This is a genomic window from Pseudoxanthomonas gei (genome assembly GCF_010119615.1).
GTDB classification, from domain to species: Bacteria; Pseudomonadota; Gammaproteobacteria; order Xanthomonadales; family Xanthomonadaceae; genus Pseudoxanthomonas_A; species Pseudoxanthomonas_A gei.
Window position 1 is genome coordinate 353,474 of record NZ_QOVG01000002.1, and the last position, 16,386, is coordinate 369,859.

The window sequence follows — 16,386 nt, forward strand, 5'->3', positions numbered from 1 at the left end:
GAGTACCGCCAATGAGCAAGACGATCCTGGGGGCCGGCCTGCTGGTGGCCCTGGCACTTTCCGCAACGCCCGCTTCCGCGCAGGCCATGACCTGCAAACTAACTTTCAGTTCTTCAAGCTGGTCGATCTTCTACAAGACCACCTCCGGTACCGGCACGGTGAGATGCAGCAACGGCAGCAGCCTGCCGGTGCGAATCTCCGCAAAGGGCGGAGGCCTGACCGTAGGCAAGTCCAAGATCACCAACGGCTTCGGCGAGTTCGCCAATGTCCAGAACATCCGCGACGTGCTGGGCAGCTACGCCTCAGCCGAAGCGACGGCCGGCGCCAAGAAGTCCGCGATTGGCCAGGCCATGACCAATGGCAAGGTGTCGCTGGCGCTGTCGGGCAAGGGCAAGGGCTGGGACCTGGGCGTGGCTTTCAGCAAGTTCACGCTGGAGGCGCGCTGATACTGCATCGGCAACTGCAGCAACAAGAAAGCCCCGGCACTGCCGGGGCTTTTTTTTGGCCCGCTGACCTTCGCGGCCGGTACACAGATCAGCGAGGGGCAATCAGTACTGCGTAGCTCGCGCCGGGCTCGGTCCTGCGCGCAGCATGCCGGCGGGAGCCTGGCTCTGCACGTGCATCAGTTGTTGCTGGTCACCGTCCGCATCGCCCGGTAAGGCGGGGTGGACATCACCATCTCGGCCAGCGAATAGGCCAGCTCGCGTTCGGCCATGATCGCGCCGTCCGCGCCGTGGGCCAGCAGGTGCTTTACTTCGGCATCGCTGTGCGCGCGGGCCAGCAGGGTCAGTGCGGGATTGATGGCACGCAGCTTGGCCAGGGCCTCGCCGGCTTCCAGCGGCTGCGGAATGGCAAGGATCACGATCTTGGCCCGCTCCGGGTGCGCTTCGGCCAGCACCGCGTCGGAGGCGGCACTGCCGCGGATGCCCGGGATGCCGGCGGCATGGGCGCGGTCCACGTGATGTTCGTTGTCGTCGATGATGATCACCGGCACGCCGCGATCGCGCAGTACGTTGGCCAGCTCGCTGCCGACGCGGCCGTAGCCGATGACGATGGCATGGTCGGTGACGTCAAGCGACGGTCCCGGTGGGCGTTCGGTGACCGGCTCGACCACCGGTCCTGCCTTGTGGCCCGCCTGCCAGCGGTCGAGCAGCACGAAGATCATCGGATTGAGCATGATCGAGATCAACGCGCCGGCGAGCACCAGGTCCTGGCCCTCGGTCGGCAGGATCTTCAGTGCCACGCCCAGCCCGGCGATGATGAAGGCGAACTCTCCGATCTGCGCCAGGCTGGCCGAGATGGTCAGCGCGGTGCTGTTGGAGTGGCCGAAGGCACGCACGATCACGAACGCGGCCAGCGACTTGCCGAACAGGATGATGCCGGTGGTGGCCAGCACCTGCCACGGGTGGTCGACCAGGATGGACGGGTTGAACAACATGCCCACCGAGACGAAGAACAGCACCGCGAAGGCATCGCGCAGCGGCAGCGAGTCGTTGGCCGCCTTGTGGCTCAGTTCGGACTCGTTGAGCAGCATGCCGGCGAAGAAGGCGCCCAGCGCGAACGACACGCCGAACAGCTTGGCCGAGCCGAAGGCCACGCCCAGTGCAATCGCCAGCACGGCCAAGGTGAACAGTTCACGCGAACCGGTGCCGGCGGTGCGCTCCAGGATCCAGGGGATCGCCCGGCGTCCCACCACCAGCATCACCGCCACGAACGCGCCCAGCTTGAGCAGGGTCCAGCCGATGCTGAGGGCGATGCTGCCCAGGGTGTGCGGTTCTGAACCGGCGGGCTGTTCGACGAAAATGCCGGCCAGCACCGGCATCATCACCAGTGCCAGTACGCAGGCCAGGTCTTCGACGATCAGCCAGCCCACCGCGATCTTGCCGCGGGTGGTGTCCAGCAGGCGGCGCTGTTCCATGGCCCGCAACAGCACCACGGTGCTGGCCGTGGCCAGCGAGAAGCCAAACACGATGCCCTGCACGGTGGGCCAGTCCATGGCCCAGGCCAGGGCCCAGCCCAGCACGGTGGCCACGGTGATCTGCACGATCGCGCCGGGAATGGCGATCGCCTTGACCTCCATCAGGTCCTTCAGCGAAAAGTGCAGGCCGACCCCGAACATCAGCAGCATCACGCCGATTTCGGCCAGCTGCGTGGCCAGCTCCTGGTCGGCGACGAAGCCCGGGGTGAAGGGTCCGACCAGGATGCCCGCGACCAGATAACCCACCAGAGGCGACAAGCGCAGTTTGTTGGCCAGGGCGCCCAGTACAAAGGCGATTCCCAGGCCTACGGCGATGATGTCGATCAGGTCGGTGTCATGGGGCATTCAATTTCCAGCGCTTGTTTTCGTGAAAACAAGTGTCGCCGATGCGTCCGCGCGCGGCAAACGGACAATGACTGGCGTGTTCACGCACGCAAAAAAAGCCCCGGCATTGCCGGGGCCTGGTGACTGTCGTGCGCTGGTCAGCAGATCACCACTTGTACCCTGCCTTGGCGTACATATAGGCGCCGTTGAAGCCATTGGGCGAGCTGGCGCTGTAGACGATCTGTCCATTGGTCGAATTGGGAAACAACACTTCGTCGGGGTAGGAATCCAGCACGTTGTCTCCGCCAAGGGTGAAATTCCACTTGCCCACCTTGTAGGTGGCGGAGAGGTCCAGCACCCATTGCGCATCGTAGTATTCATCGCGGCTGGTGACTGCGGGGTCGTTGCCGAACAACACGCTGAATTCGCCATAGCGGGTGGCGAAGGCATTGAAGGACCAGTTGCTCAGGTTCCAGGTAGCGCCCAGCAGGATCTTGTCGCGTGGTGCCCCATCGGTGAAGCGGTTCAGTTCCACGCGGCCGAAGCGCAATGCACTCGGGTCGATGGCGGTCAGGGTCGCCGGGTTGCCCGCGATCCGGTCGACTTCGGTCTTGTTGTAGTTGTAGCCCGCGGTCAGGTCGACACTGCTGTTGTCGAGCTTCCAGTTGTAGGTGGCCACTATGTCGATGCCGTCGGTGGTGGTATCGATGGCGTTGGTGAAGTAGCGCCCACCACCGACACCGGTAAGCCCAACGGCGGGCGAGTTCAGGAAATTGCGCACCGCGGTCGAGGTCAGGTTTTCCGACAGGACGACGCGGTCCTTTATCTCGATGCGGTAGGCGTCGATGGTGACGTACAGGCCGTCCACGGGCTGCAGTACCAGGCCCAGGCTGTAGTTGGTGGATTCCTCGGCCTTCAGCGGCTCGGCACCCAGGGCGATCGCGGCCGGGTCATTGACACGGAAGGTGAAGATGTCGAACGGCGTGCCGCCGATGAAATTGGTGGCCGTGGACTGGAAGTACTGCTGCTGGAGGGAAGGTGCGCGGAAGCCCGTGGAAACCGTGCCGCGCAGGGCCACCTGGTCGGTGAACGCATAGCGGGCAGAAAGCTTGCCCGACGTCGTATTGCCGAAGTCACTGTAGTTTTCGAAGCGGCCGGCGATGCCGGCAGACAGTTTGTCGGTGATGTCGGCTTCCAGTCCTGCATAGAACGAATAGCTGTTGCGGTCGAACTTGCCGGCATTGGCGGGCTTGAAGCCGGCGAACACCTGCGAGCCGGGGACCGGGGCCGATGCGCCGGGAGCCACGACCCCGCCGTTGACGTAGGAGGCCAGCTCGCCCGGTGATTCATTGAACTTCTCGCCGCGCCATTCCGCGCCCCATGACGCGGTCACCGGATACGCCAGCCCCCAGTCCAGCGCCTTGTTGAAATCGAAGTTCAGCACGTTCTGGGTGACTTCCAGCGCGCCGGCATGGAACTCGGTCTGCACTGGCGTGATCGTGGTCCCCAGACTGCGGTTGAGGCTGTTGCGTACATCGAAGGTCAGGTGGTTCTGCCCGTAGTTGTAGCTGATGTCGATCTTGGTGCCGCCAGCCGTCGAACTCCTCAAGCCGCCCACCCAGGCCACGTCCTTGCTGACATTGAATATCCCGGGCAGGAAGCCATTGGGATAGACCGACGGGATGTTGCGTGCATCGGCGGCGGTGCGGAAGAAACCGTTCGACAGTGCTTCGCGCCTGCTGGCGATGCCGTAGGAGTAGAAGGTCAGGTAATCGGTCGGGCTGTACTCGCCGTTGTAGGAAAAGGCGGCCGAATCGACTTCGGGATCGCCCTGCCGCTGCACGACGGTGCCGAGTGGCGGTGCGGTGGCGGGGGGCACGGTGACGCCCGGGGACAGCAGGTAAGGGCGCGCGCGATCGGTCTGGTCCTGGTGCCCGCCCTGGACTGCGAAGTGAACGGCACCACTCTCGCCCAGCCTGATGCCGGCGTCGGCGCCCAGGTTCCATTGTTCGCCGTCACCGGCGCTGTACTTCCCATAGGTGGCATCGATGCTGCCGCCTTCCCCGCTGCCTTTCAGGACGATGTTGATCACGCCGGCGATGGCGTCCGAGCCGTACTGCGCCGAGGCGCCGTCGCGCAGCACTTCGACGCGTTCGATGGCCGATACCGGGATCGCGTTCAGGTCGGCCGGTGACGAGCCGCGGCCCTGGGTGCCGTTGAGGTTGATCAGGGCGGTGCTGTGGTAGCGCTTGCCGTTCACCAGCACCAGCACCTGGTCCGGGGAGAGTCCGCGAAGTTGCGCAGGACGTACCGCGTCGGATCCATCGCTGATGGCCGGTCGCGGGAAATTGAGCGAAGGAACCGCGCGGGACAGGGCGGTGGCCAGTTCGGTGGTGCCGGTTGCCCGCAAGGCTTCCGAAGTGATGATGTCGATGGGGGCCTGGGATTCGGCCACGGTGCGGTCGGCGACCCGGGTGCCGGTGACGATCAGGGTGTCGAGGGTCTTGGCTTCGGCGGGAGTGGCTTGCTGGGCCAGGGCGGGGGAAGCGACCAGGGCGAGGAAGATCGCTGTGGCCAGCGGGGACGGCTTGCGGTTCATGGCTACTCCAAAAAATGATCTGCGGGATGCAAGAAACTTGAAGGGACTGCCTGAATCTTTTCGCTGGATTGACGGCGCACTTCCTGCTGCGACGCATCAAAGTCCGGATTACAGGCATATGAAGCTCGTGTCAATGATTCCTTAACAAATGTGGAAGGGCCGCTAATAGTTAAACTATGCCCAGCGATTCCGTTAATAACCCTGGCTCATCCCGTGATTTCCTTACGTAATTTCGCCCTGCGCAGGGGCGAACGCCTGCTCCTGTCCGATGTCGACCTGACCATGCATGCTGGCTACCGGGTCGGCGTGGTGGGCCGCAACGGCACCGGCAAGTCCAGCCTGTTCGCCGCCATTCGCAACGAGATCGAGGCCGACAAGGGCGATATCGACCTGCCCGGCAAGGTCCGCATCGCCAGCGTGGCCCAGGAAACCCCGTCGCTGCCCGACCCGGCCATCGAGTTCGTGCTGGCAGGCGATGTCGACGTGGCCGCCGCCTTGCGCGCCGAGGCCAAGGCCCTGGCCGCCGAGGACTGGGAAGCGGTCGCCATGGCCCATCACCGGCTGGAAGAGGTCAACGGTTACGACGCCTCGGCCCGCGCCGGAAAGCTCCTGCACGGCCTGGGTTTCCCCGGCGATACCCACCAGCGTGCGGTGTCCTCGTTCTCGGGCGGCTGGCGCGTGCGCCTGAACCTGGCGCGTGCGCTGATGACGCCCAGCGACCTGCTGCTGCTCGACGAGCCCACCAACCACCTGGACCTGGACGCGGTGCTGTGGCTGGAGCAATACCTGCTGAAATACCCCGGCACGCTGCTGCTGATCTCGCATGACCGCGAATTCCTCGACAACGTCACCACCCACACCCTGCACCTGCATGGCGGCAAGGCCAAGCTCTATACCGGCGATTACACCGCCTTCGAGCGCCAGCGTTCCGAGCAGCTGCGCCTGCAGCAGATCACCCACGAGAAATCACAGGCCGAGCGCGCCCACCTGCAGAGCTTCATCGACCGCTTCAGCGCCAGCGCCGCCAAGGCCAAGCAGGCGCAGTCGCGGGTCAAGCGCCTGGCCAAGATGGCCGGCACCGAGGCCGTGCGCGCAGAACGCGAACTGACCATTGAATTCGCCCAGCCCGCGCGCCTGCCGTTCTCGCTGATCCGGCTCAATCATGTCGATGCAGGCTATGGCGAGGACAAGATCATCCTCAAGGATGTCGCCTTTGGCCTGGAGGCGGGCGACCGCATCGGCCTGCTCGGCGTCAACGGCGCCGGCAAGTCGACCCTGGTCAAGACCCTGGTCGGCGACCTGGGGCCCATCCATGGCACCCGCAGCTGCCATCCGGACGTGCGCATCGGCTACTTCGCCCAGCACACGGTGGAATCGCTCAAGCCCGCGCAATCGCCCATCGACCACCTGCGCGACCTGGCGCCGGATGCACCGATGCAGTCCTTCCGCGATTTCCTCGGCAAGTGGAATTTCCCCGGCGACCGCGCCTTCGAAAGCGTGGACGGTTTTTCCGGCGGCGAACGCGCGCGCCTGGCCCTGGCACTGATTGCCTGGCGTCAGCCCAACGTGCTGCTGCTCGACGAACCCACCAACCACCTTGACCTGGAAATGCGCGAGGCCCTGGCCGAGGCGCTGAGCCTGTTCGAGGGCGCCATCGTCATGGTCTCCCATGACCGCCACCTGATCGGCCTGGTCTGCGAGACCTATTGGCGCGTGGCCGATGGCGTGGTCGAGCCGTTCGCCGGCGACCTCGACGAATACGCCGCCTGGCTGCGCAGCCGCGCCAGCGCGCAGGGCAACAAGCCGCCGAAGATCCCCGAAACCCCATTGCCGTCCGTTACCCCGGCCAAGCCAGCGGAGCCCGCCAGGAAGATCAATCCCCACAAGCTGGCCAAGGCCGAGGCGCGGGTGGCGGAGCTGGAGGGCAAGCTCGCCGCACTGGAAACCGAGATGGCCGATCCGGGCGTCTACAGCGCGGGCGGTGCACGCGTCGCGGAGATCGGACGCCAGCAGGCGCAATTGCGTGACGCGCTGGCCAAGGCCGAAGCGGAGTGGTCTGCGCTTTACGACTAGACTGTGGCGATTCGCAGCCCGGCGAACTTGCTTCGCCGGCTCCTGCCCCCAGTAACAAGCCTCAATCCGCACGAACTGCCTGTTGCCAATGCCTATCTATGCCTTCCAGTGCGCCGAATGCGGCCACCACTTCGACCGCCTGCAGAAGATGTCCGATCCCGACCCGGACACCTGCCCCTCCTGCGGCGCCCATCAGGTCAAGCGCCAGGTTACCGCGCCTTCCTTCCGGTTGTCCGGCAGCGGCTGGTACGAGACCGATTTCAAGAAGGACGGTGACAAGAAGCGCAACCTGACCGAGGGAAGTGAAGGCATCGGCAAGCCGGATGGCAAGACCTCGGGTGATGCCAAGCCAGCCGCCGCGGAATCCGCGGGCGCGCCCAAGGCCGACAACAAGCCCGAAGCGAAGCCGGCAGCGCCTGCTGCGTCGCCCTCTTCGCCACCGCCTGCCTCCTCCACCTGAGCCGGCGTGACTGGAGCCTCGCGGAAGTACCCCTTGTCATGTGATCGGCTCGCGGTGTTTGCCGATGCGGGGCGCGGTGCGGTGAAAAGCTGCCTCCTGCTGACGGTCATCCTGTCCCTGGGCGGCTGCGCTGGTGCGGCGCGCTTGAAGTCCGGCGTGTCTTCCGAATCACTCCCGGCGGATGTCTTCTTCCAGCGCATTGCCGGCCTGTGTGGACAGTCCTTCGCCGGCCGCATCGTCGCCGACACACCGGCTCCGGCCGCACCGGATCCTTTTGCCGGCAAGGCCCTGGTGATGCACGTGCGCGGATGCAACGATGGCGAACTGCGGGTTCCCTTCCACGTCGGCGAGGACCACTCGCGGACATGGGTCATCACCCGGCACGCCGGCCGCCTGCGGCTCAAACACGACCATCGACATGCCGATGGCAGCCCGGATGCAACGACGATGTATGGCGGCGACACGCGCGAGGCAGGCACTGCGCAGCGCCAGGGGTTTCCCGTGGATGCGGAATCCATCGCCCTGTTCCGCGAGCGGGGCATGCAGGCTTCACTGACCAATACCTGGGCGATGGAAATCACGGCTACGGAATTCGTCTACGAGCTCAGCCGTCCCGGCGGTCGCCTGTTCCGGGTGAGTTTCGACCTGAGCCGGCCGGTGGCCAACCCGCCCGCACCCTGGGGCGCGGACCCCTGAACCGGAAAAGCCGCCTTGCGGCGGCTTTCCGATTGGGCACGGTGGGCTCAGCGCGCGCCGAAGCGGGCCCGGCAACCGCGATCCACCCAGATCTGGTTGCCCGCGAAGCCCCAGCTGTCGCCTTCACGGCAGCTGTCCGATGAGAGCTGCTGGAGCAGCTCCGGACGTCCATAGCGGCTGTTCCAGGCACAGCTGGCGCGGCGCCCGTTGACGCTGCTGCAGGTCACGTTGTAACCGCTGTTGTTGCCGGTCCAGTTGCCGTTGCCGTAGCCGGAGTTGCCACCATTCCAGTTGCCCGAACCTTCGACAAACTCGGCCCGGCAACCACGGTTGACCCATACCGTGCCGTTGCGCTGGCCCCAGGTGTCGCCTTCGGTGCAGCGGGCGTCCGACAGCTTGCGGCTGAGGACGGCGTTGCGGAAGCCGGTGCGGCATTCGTTGTAGCGGTTGTCGACGCTGCCGCAGGTGACCGGCGCGCTGCTGCCGATGCCACCACGGCCTTGCACGAAGCGACCGCGGCAGCCGCGGTCCACCCACACCACGCCATTGCCGGAGCCCCAGTTCTGGCCCTCGACGCAGCGCGTCTTGGACAGGTTCTCGCTCAGCGTGGCGCGGCCGCGGAAGCCGGTATTGCACGTCTTGCGGCGATTGTCCTCACTGCCGCACAACACGGAATTGCCGTATCCCGGGGCCTGGTTCCAGCCGCCGCCATTGCCGCGCAGCGACGTGGCGATGTCCTGGCGGATACGGCTGAAGGTCCAGTTCGAGCGGTTCACCTGGTCCAGGTAGAAGCGCAGCTGGTCATCGGGAATGCGACGGTTGCCGGTCTGTTCCGAGTATTCCTGGTTGATGACCCGCTCCTGGTCGGAACGCGACAGGGTGCGCAGGTTTTCGGGCGCGTAGGCCCGTTGCTGATACTGGGCGTGGGCCGGGAAGGGCGCTGCGAGCAGCAGGCCAAGTACTACCAGCAGGGTCGACAAGTTGCGCAACATGACACTCTCCAGCAAGGGTTCGGGCGGTTGCGCCGGAATATACGCCCGGCTTATTCAGGCCAGATGATGGCGACGATTTGCCGGGGCAGGGTCCCGGCCCCAAAATAGCGGGCTTTCCGGCCCACTCTGGCTGGAACCGCTTCCCGGAGTTTCCATGCGTACCCATTTCTGCGGCCTCATCGACGAGGCCCTGACCGGCCAGTCCGTCACCCTGTGCGGCTGGACCGACGTCGCCCGCAACCTGGGAGGCGTGTGCTTCATAGACCTGCGCGACCACCATGGCATCGTCCAGGTGCTGGTCGAGCCGGAACAGGTGGAAGTGTTCAAGGTCGCCGCCAGCCTTGGCTACGAGGACGTGCTGCAGGTCGAGGGCGTGGTGCGCGCCCGCCACAGCGTCAACGACAAGCTGAAGAGTGGCCAGGTGGAAGTGGTCGCAACGAAGATCACCATCCTCAACAAGGCCGAACCACTGCCGTTCCACGCCCATGAGAACGCCGGTGAGGAAACCCGCCTCAAGTACCGGTACCTTGACCTGCGTCGCCCCGAGATGCAGCGCATGATGCGCACCCGCACCAGGCTGGTGGCCGCGTTGCGCCAGTGGCTGGACGCGCGCGATTTCCAGGATATCGAAACCCCCATCCTGACCAAGGCCACGCCCGAGGGCGCGCGCGACTTCCTGGTGCCGGCGCGCATGCATCCGGGCGAGTTCTACGCCTTGCCGCAGTCGCCGCAGCTGTTCAAGCAGATCCTGATGGTGGCCGGCTTCGACCGCTACTACCAGATCGCGCGCTGCTTCCGCGACGAGGCGCTGCGCGCCGACCGCCAGCTGGAATTCACCCAGCTCGACATGGAATTCGCCTTCGTCGCGGAGCGTGACGTGCAGGACACCACCGAGGACATGATCCGGTCCGTGTTCCGCGAAGTGATGCAGGTCGAACTTGCCCCCGAGTTCCCGCGCCTGACCTGGGTCGAAGCCATGCGCCGCTTCGGTTCGGACAAGCCCGACCTGCGCAACCCGCTGGAACTGGTGGACGTGGCCGAACTGGTGAAGGACAGCGAATTCAAGGTGTTCACCGACTGGGCCTCGAACCCGGAAGGCCGCATCGCCGCGCTGCGCATTCCCGGCGGCGCGCTGCTGTCGCGCAAGCAGATCGACGACCTGGGCGCGCACGCGGCCAAGTACGGCGCCAAGGGCCTGGCCTACATCAAGCTGGGCGGGAACGGCGAGGTGACTTCGCCGATCGCCAAGTTCTTTGCCGAAGCCGCGTTCGCCGCACTGATCAAGGCCACCGGCCTTCAGAACGGCGACCTGGTCTTCTTCGGCGCAGGCAAGTACAACACGGTGAGCGATTTCATGGGCGCGCTGCGGCTGAAGGTGGGCAAGGACATGAAGCTGGTGGAGGACCGCTGGGCGCCGCTGTGGGTCACCGACTTCCCGATGTTCGAGTACGACGACGAAGCGCAGCGCTACGTCGCCCTGCATCATCCCTTTACCGCGCCGGCGGTGGACGACATCGACGACCTGCGCGCCAATGCGAGGACCGCGGTTTCGCGCGGCTACGACATGGTGTTGAACGGCAATGAGATCGGCGGCGGTTCGATCCGCATCCATCGTCCCGACATGCAGAGCGCCGTGTTCGAACTGCTTGGCATCGGCGCCGAAGAGGCCGAAGCCAAGTTCGGCTTCCTGCTCGACGCGCTCAAGTACGGCGCGCCGCCGCATGGCGGCATCGCCTTCGGCATCGATCGCATCGCCGCGCTGATGGCGGGCACCGAATCGATCCGCGACGTGATTGCCTTCCCCAAGACCACCACGGCGCAGTGCCTGATGACCGGTGCGCCATCGCCTATCCCCGACGCGCAGCTGGCCGAAGTGCACGTCTCGGTGCGGCCGAAGGAAAAATGAGCGAAGCGTTCGCCATCCGCAGGGCCACGCCGGACGACGCGGCGACGATGTCGCGCATCGCCACCGATACCTTCGTGGAAACCTTCGGCCACCTGTATCCGCCCGAAGACCTGGCCTACTTCCTGCTCAATTCCTATTCGCCGGCGGCGCAGCGGGAAATGCTGGAAAAGGAATCCGTGGCGATGTGGTTGCTCGAGCGCGATGGCGTGCCGGTCGGCCATGCCTGCGCCGGCGCCTGCGGCCTGCCGCATCCCGAGGCCAGGGTCGAGGACGGCGAACTCAAGCGACTGTACGTATTGCGCGAGGCGCACAACGCCGGCTGGGGCTCGCGGCTGTTCGAGACCGCACTGCACTGGCTGGAAAAGGACGGCCCGCGCACGCTGTGGATCGGCGTATGGTCGGAGAATCTGGGAGCCCAGCGCTTCTACGCACGCTACGGCTTCGAGCGCGTGGGCGAGTACCGGTTTCCGGTGGGCAATACGATGGATGACGAATTCATCCTGCGTCGCAAGCCCTCCGCCTGACTGGGTGATTCACGGATGAGCCAACGCGTCCTGCTCCTGCACGGCATCTGGAACGCCAAGGCCTGGCTTGGGCCGCTGGCACGCCGCCTGCGCGCGGAAGGACTTGAGGTCGAGGTGTTCGGCTATCCCAGCGTGCTGGGCGGGCCGGATGTGGCGGTGCCGCTGCTCATCAAGCGCCTGCGCGACAGCGAGCCGGTCACCCTGTTGGGCCACAGTCTGGGCGGCCTGGTGGCTCTGGAGGCGTTGCAGCGCGAGCCTGCGCTGCCGGTGACGCGCGTGGTCTGCCTGGGCTCGCCGTTGCGTGGCAGCGACGCGGCGCGCAGCCTGGCTGCACGGCGCTGGATATCACCTGCGCTGGGCCGCAGTGCAGGCCTGCTGCAGCGTGGTTTCGAACGCTGGGAAGGGCAGCCGCAGGTGGGCGCCATAGCGGGCAACGTGCCGCACGGCCTGGGTCGTCATTTCGCCCGCTTCCAGGGCGAATCGGACGGCACGGTCTCGCTTGAGGAAACCCGCCTTCCCGGCCTGGCCGACCACTGCGTGGTCGCCGCCAGCCATAGCGGGCTGGTGTTTTCCGCCGAAGCCGCCCGCCAGGCCGCCCACTTCCTGGGCCACGGCCGCTTCGCCCCACCGGTATAATTCGCGGCTTCGCCAAAGCACACCGGACAGCACACATGGGTCGTGGTCCCTCCATCGAAGGCCGCAAGAACGCCACCGACGCCAAGCGCGGCAAGATCTTCACCAAGATCATCCGCGAGATCGGCGTGGCCGCGCGTGCCGGCGGCGGCGACGTCGCCAACAACGCGCGCCTGCGCACGGCGATCGACAAGGGCCTGTCTTCCAACATGTCCAAGGACGTGATCGAACGCGCCATCAAGAAGGCCACCGGCGAACTTGCAGGTGTGGAATACGAGGAAATCCGCTACGAAGGCTACGCACCCGGCGGCGTGGCCGTGATCGTCGACTGCCTGACCGACAACCGCGTGCGTACCGTGGCCGAAGTGCGGCATGCCTTCGGCAAGTGCGGCGGCAACATGGGCGCCGAAGGCTCGGTCGCCTTCATGTTCCGCAAGCTTGGCGTGTTGAGCTATGCCGCGGGCACCGATGAAGATGCGGTCACCGAAGCGGCGATCGAGGCGGGCGCCGATGACGTGGTCGTCTACCCCGAGGATGGGGCTATCGACGTGCTCACCTCGCCGGATGCATTCCTCCCGGTGAAGGAAGCCATGGAAGCCGCGGGTCTGGCACCGGGGCACTCCGAAATCACCATGCGCGCCGACAACGATATAGCCGTGGATGCCGAGCTGGCGCCGCAGGTGGTCAAGCTGCTGGACATGCTGGAGGACCTGGACGACGTGCAGGCCGTCTATTCCAATGCCGACCTGGCGGAGCATGCGTGAAGGTGCTCGCGCCAGCCGCTGCAAAGGGTAACGTCTGGCACTACGCGACCTGCGAATAGTCAATCGAGGCGATGCTTCCCTTTCCCCTTCACAGCGCGCACGGTGCACGGCGTCACAGGTTGCGTCGCAGCCGGACTGGCTGCGCATGACCCGGATCCTCGGCATTGATCCGGGTTCCCAGCGTACCGGCGTCGGCATCATCGATGTCGACGCGGCGGGCAAGACCACCCATGTCTACCACGCACCGCTGCTGCTGCTGGGCGAGGGCGATTTCGCCCAGCGGCTCAAGCGCCTTCTGGTCGGCTTGGGGGAAGTGATGGAAACCTACCGTCCGGACGAAGTTGCCATCGAACAGGTGTTCATGGCGCGCAATCCCGACTCCGCGCTCAAGCTGGGTCACGCCCGCGGCGCTGCGATCTGCGCGGTGGTGCTGCGCGACCTGCCGGTGCACGAATACGCGGCCAAGGAAGTGAAGCTTGCGGTGGTTGGCAAGGGCGGCGCGGACAAGGTGCAGGTCCAGCACATGGTTGGCCTGATGCTCAACCTGACCGGCAAGTTGCAGGCCGATGCCGCCGATGCGCTGGCCGTGGCCATCACCCACGCGCACGTGCGCGCCACGGCCAACAGGCTCGGCGTCAACGTGCGCCAGGCCTGGAGCAGGAAATGAATGAAGCGGTGAAGGGAGAATGGAAAAGGGCGAATGGACAATCGCAACGGCAGGCTCCCGCAAGTCCATACTGCTCGGATTGGCCGCAAGCTGGCCGCCGTGCTTTTCAATTCCTTCCCTGCCTGGCATCCCTGCGGAGTGCAAATCAATGATCGGACGTCTGCGTGGAATCCTGGCCTACAAGCAGCCACCGTGGCTGGTGATCGATGTGGGCGGGGTCGGCTACGAACTCGAGGCGCCGATGAGCACGTTCTACGACCTGCCTGACGTGGGCCGCGAAGTGATCCTGTTCACCCATCATGCGCAGCGCGAGGACAGCGTATCGCTGTACGGTTTCCTGCGTGAAAGCGAGCGCCGCCTGTTCCGCGACGTGCAGAAGGTCAGCGGTATCGGCGCCAAGATCGCGCTGGCGGTGCTGTCCGGCGTGGCGGTGGACGAGTTCGCCCGCCAGGTGCAGACCGGCGACATCGCCGCGCTGACCCGCATCCCCGGCATCGGCAAGAAGACCGCCGAACGCATGGTGGTGGAATTGCGTGACCGCGTGGTCGACATGGGCGGCACCCCGCTGGGCTCGCCCAGCCTGCCCAACGACCCGCAGTCCGAGGCGACCATCGCCCTGCAGCAGCTGGGCTACAAGCCGGCCGAAGCAGTGCGCATGGCGCGCGAAGCGGTGGTTCCCGGTGATGACGCGGCCATGATCATCCGCAAGGCCCTGCAATCCGCATTGCGCTGAGCGCTATACCGGTTCCCTAGAGCTTCTCCTCACATTCTCCGCGCTACGCTTGGGGCGCCATGTCAGCCACTAATTCTCCGCAGGTTCCCGCCGGTCATTCCGGCGAGCATGGTCATGGCAAGGCGGGACTCGCCGCGCTGGTCGCAGGCGCCGTGGGCGTGGTATTCGGCGACATCGGCACCAGCCCGCTGTACACCATCAAGGAAATGTTCCACCCGCACTTCGGGTTGACCCCGGACCCGGCGACGGTGCTGGGGTTGCTGTCGCTGGGCTTCTGGTCGCTGATCCTGATCGTGACGCTGAAGTACGTCGTCGTGATCATGCGCGCCGACAACGAAGGCGAGGGCGGCATCATGGCCCTCACGGCGCTGGCGCAGCGCAGCCTGAAGAAGGGGTCGCGCGGCAGCTATGCGGTCGGCATCCTCGGCATCTTCGGTGCCTCGCTGTTCTTTGGCGACGGCATGATCACCCCGCCCATCACGGTGCTGGGCGCGGTGGAGGGCCTGAGCGTGATTTCCGCAGGGCTCACCCGCTGGGTTGTTCCCATCAGCCTGGTGATCCTGGTCGGCCTGTTCGCCTTCCAGCGGTTCGGTTCGGCCAAGGTGGGCAAGATCTTCGGGCCGGTGATGATCCTCTGGTTCATCGTGCTGGCGGTTATCGGCGTTTACAACATCGCGGGCTTTCCAAGCGTCCTGCGGGCCCTCAATCCCTACTGGGCATGGAAATTCTTCACCACCCACGACTGGCATGCGCTGTTCATCCTCGGCGCGGTGGTGCTGACCGTCACCGGTGGCGAGGCGCTGTATGCGGACATGGGTCATTTCGGCAAGAAGCCGATCCGCTGGGCGTGGTTCGGCTTCGTGCTGCCCGCGCTGGTGCTCAATTATTACGGGCAGGGCGCCGTGCTCCTGGAACATCCCGAAGCCATGAAAAGCCCCTTTTTCATGTCGATGCCGTCGTGGGCGCAGATTCCCATGACCGTGCTGGCCACGCTGGCAGCGGCCATCGCCTCGCAGGCGGTGATCACCGGCGCATTCTCGGTGACGCGCCAGGCCATCCAGCTCGGTTACCTGCCGCGACTGGCCATCAAGTACACCTCCCAGGACACCTTCGGCCAGATCTACGTGCCCTCCATCAACCTGATCCTGCTGGTGGCGGTGATCGTGCTGGTACTCGTGTTCCGCAGTTCCGGTGCCCTGGCCACCGCTTACGGCCTGTCCGTCACCGGCACCATGCTGATCGACACGCTGCTGCTGGCCGTGGTGGCCTATACGCGCTGGCCGGATTCGCGGAAGTGGGTGCTGCCCCTGTGCGCATTGTTCCTGCTGATCGACATCGCCTTCCTGGTCGCCAATGGCGCCAAGCTGTTCACCGGCATCGGCGCGTGGGTGCCATTGTTCATCGGCATCGTCGCCTTCCTGATGATGCGCACCTGGCGTCGCGGACGCGAGTTGCTGCATGCGGAGGTGCAGAAGGAAGGCATCCGGCTGGACAGCTTCCTGCCAGGGCTGATGCTCGCACCGCCGGTGCGCGTGCCGGGTACCGCGATCTTCATGACCGCCGACCAGGGCGTGGTGCCGCATGCGTTGATGCACAACCTCAAGCACAACAAGGTGCTGCACGAACGCAATGTGTTCCTGACCGTGGAAACGCTGAATGTGCCGCACGCGCCCAAGGAAAAGCGGCTGAAGATCCAGGCCATAGGCGATGACTTCTACCGCGTGGTCATCAGTTACGGCTTCACCGAGACGCCGGACGTGCCGCAGTCATTGATGGGCTCCTGCGACCGCGGTGGCATCTATTTCGACCCGATGGAAACGACCTATTTCGCCAGTCGCGAGACCATCATCGCCAGCGCCCACCGTGGCATGCCGGTGTGGCGCGACAAGCTGTTCGCGGTGATGCACCGCAATGCCGCCCCCGCGACCGGCTTCTTCCGCATCCCGGGCAACCGGCTGGTGGAGCTGGGCGCCCAGGTCGAGATCTGACGTGCGGTGAAGGGCAAATGGGGAAGAGTGAAGCGCAGTGCTCCGCTCG

14 protein-coding genes are annotated in these 16,386 nt (G+C 65.4%); 11 read left to right on the forward strand and 3 right to left on the reverse strand.

Translation table 11 applies throughout. From position 1 onward, the window contains the following. Positions 1-11 precede the first annotated feature (11 nt). On the forward strand, positions 12-446 hold the full coding sequence (locus tag DT603_RS04510) for a hypothetical protein (protein WP_162348652.1): 435 nt from the start codon (positions 12-14) through the stop codon (positions 444-446). 176 nt (positions 447-622) lie between these two features. Here DT603_RS04510 and ybaL read toward each other — a convergent pair whose 3' ends face one another. Continuing rightward, positions 623-2,323 carry a YbaL family putative K(+) efflux transporter gene (gene ybaL / locus DT603_RS04515; protein WP_162348653.1) on the reverse strand — a complete coding sequence of 567 codons (1,701 nt, stop codon included), beginning with the start codon at positions 2,321-2,323 and terminating at the stop codon, positions 623-625. Positions 2,324-2,468: 145 nt separating this feature from the next. Continuing rightward, positions 2,469-4,901: a TonB-dependent receptor plug domain-containing protein gene (locus tag DT603_RS04520; RefSeq protein WP_162348654.1), complete on the reverse strand. Its 2,433-nt coding sequence runs from the start codon at positions 4,899-4,901 to the stop codon at positions 2,469-2,471. A gap of 213 nt (positions 4,902-5,114) precedes the next feature. On the opposite strand from DT603_RS04520, the gene DT603_RS04525 reads away from it, so the two are divergent. From DT603_RS04525 to DT603_RS04535, 3 genes are all read left to right on the forward strand, one after another. Beyond that, a complete protein-coding gene (locus DT603_RS04525) occupies positions 5,115-6,974 on the forward strand; it encodes an ATP-binding cassette domain-containing protein (protein WP_162348655.1) in 1,860 nt (619 codons plus the stop codon). A gap of 88 nt (positions 6,975-7,062) precedes the next feature. After that, the gene (locus tag DT603_RS04530) at positions 7,063-7,434 is read left to right on the forward strand and encodes an FmdB family zinc ribbon protein (protein ID WP_162348656.1); all 372 of its coding nucleotides are present in this window, start codon (positions 7,063-7,065) and stop codon (positions 7,432-7,434) included. Between the two features lie 81 nt (positions 7,435-7,515). Continuing rightward, positions 7,516-8,130, forward strand: coding sequence for a hypothetical protein (locus DT603_RS04535; RefSeq protein ID WP_425500931.1), 615 nt, complete (start codon positions 7,516-7,518; stop codon positions 8,128-8,130). Positions 8,131-8,177: 47 nt separating this feature from the next. On the opposite strand, the gene DT603_RS04540 is transcribed toward DT603_RS04535, so the two are convergent. Beyond that, positions 8,178-9,122 carry a DUF3011 domain-containing protein gene (locus DT603_RS04540; RefSeq protein ID WP_162348657.1) on the reverse strand — a complete coding sequence of 315 codons (945 nt, stop codon included), beginning with the start codon at positions 9,120-9,122 and terminating at the stop codon, positions 8,178-8,180. Between the two features lie 154 nt (positions 9,123-9,276). Between DT603_RS04540 and aspS the strand changes: the two genes are divergently transcribed. From aspS to DT603_RS04575, 7 genes are all read left to right on the forward strand, one after another. Beyond that, positions 9,277-11,028 carry an aspartate--tRNA ligase gene (aspS, locus tag DT603_RS04545; RefSeq protein ID WP_162348658.1) on the forward strand — a complete coding sequence of 584 codons (1,752 nt, stop codon included), beginning with the start codon at positions 9,277-9,279 and terminating at the stop codon, positions 11,026-11,028. Then, positions 11,025-11,552 (forward strand): GNAT family N-acetyltransferase, encoded by a 528-nt coding sequence (locus DT603_RS04550; protein WP_162348659.1) that lies wholly within the window; start codon positions 11,025-11,027, stop codon positions 11,550-11,552. The genes aspS and DT603_RS04550 overlap by 4 nt, the downstream gene beginning before the upstream one ends. Positions 11,553-11,567: 15 nt before the next feature. Further along, a complete protein-coding gene (locus DT603_RS04555; protein ID WP_162348660.1) occupies positions 11,568-12,188 on the forward strand; it encodes a lipase family alpha/beta hydrolase in 621 nt (206 codons plus the stop codon). Between the two features lie 35 nt (positions 12,189-12,223). Then, complete coding sequence (locus tag DT603_RS04560) at positions 12,224-12,949, forward strand: YebC/PmpR family DNA-binding transcriptional regulator (RefSeq protein WP_162348661.1); 726 nt, start codon at positions 12,224-12,226, stop codon at positions 12,947-12,949. A gap of 145 nt (positions 12,950-13,094) precedes the next feature. Continuing rightward, entirely contained in the window at positions 13,095-13,616 is a 522-nt protein-coding gene (ruvC, locus tag DT603_RS04565; RefSeq protein ID WP_162348662.1) for a crossover junction endodeoxyribonuclease RuvC, read from the forward strand. A gap of 148 nt (positions 13,617-13,764) precedes the next feature. Continuing rightward, complete coding sequence (gene ruvA, locus DT603_RS04570) at positions 13,765-14,349, forward strand: Holliday junction branch migration protein RuvA (protein WP_162348663.1); 585 nt, start codon at positions 13,765-13,767, stop codon at positions 14,347-14,349. A 59-nt stretch (positions 14,350-14,408) separates the two neighbouring features. Continuing rightward, the gene (locus DT603_RS04575; RefSeq protein ID WP_162348664.1) at positions 14,409-16,337 is read left to right on the forward strand and encodes a potassium transporter Kup; all 1,929 of its coding nucleotides are present in this window, start codon (positions 14,409-14,411) and stop codon (positions 16,335-16,337) included. Positions 16,338-16,386: the final 49 nt, after the last annotated feature.

Excerpts from the sequence above, each read along its gene's own strand:
- DT603_RS04550 (WP_162348659.1), top strand. The coding sequence starts at position 11,025 with ATGAGCGAAGCGTTCGCCATCCGCAGGGCCACGCCGGACGACGCGGCG.
- DT603_RS04510 (WP_162348652.1), top strand. The coding sequence starts at position 12 with ATGAGCAAGACGATCCTGGGGGCCGGCCTGCTGGTGGCCCTGGCACTT.
- DT603_RS04575 (WP_162348664.1), top strand. The coding sequence starts at position 14,409 with ATGTCAGCCACTAATTCTCCGCAGGTTCCCGCCGGTCATTCCGGCGAG.
- DT603_RS04540 (WP_162348657.1), bottom strand. The coding sequence starts at position 9,122 with ATGTTGCGCAACTTGTCGACCCTGCTGGTAGTACTTGGCCTGCTGCTC.
- aspS (WP_162348658.1), top strand. The coding sequence starts at position 9,277 with ATGCGTACCCATTTCTGCGGCCTCATCGACGAGGCCCTGACCGGCCAG.
- ybaL (WP_162348653.1), bottom strand. The coding sequence starts at position 2,323 with ATGCCCCATGACACCGACCTGATCGACATCATCGCCGTAGGCCTGGGA.
- DT603_RS04530 (WP_162348656.1), top strand. The coding sequence starts at position 7,063 with ATGCCTATCTATGCCTTCCAGTGCGCCGAATGCGGCCACCACTTCGAC.
- DT603_RS04520 (WP_162348654.1), bottom strand. The coding sequence starts at position 4,901 with ATGAACCGCAAGCCGTCCCCGCTGGCCACAGCGATCTTCCTCGCCCTG.
- DT603_RS04560 (WP_162348661.1), top strand. The coding sequence starts at position 12,224 with ATGGGTCGTGGTCCCTCCATCGAAGGCCGCAAGAACGCCACCGACGCC.
- DT603_RS04555 (WP_162348660.1), top strand. The coding sequence starts at position 11,568 with ATGAGCCAACGCGTCCTGCTCCTGCACGGCATCTGGAACGCCAAGGCC.
- ruvA (WP_162348663.1), top strand. The coding sequence starts at position 13,765 with ATGATCGGACGTCTGCGTGGAATCCTGGCCTACAAGCAGCCACCGTGG.
- ruvC (WP_162348662.1), top strand. The coding sequence starts at position 13,095 with ATGACCCGGATCCTCGGCATTGATCCGGGTTCCCAGCGTACCGGCGTC.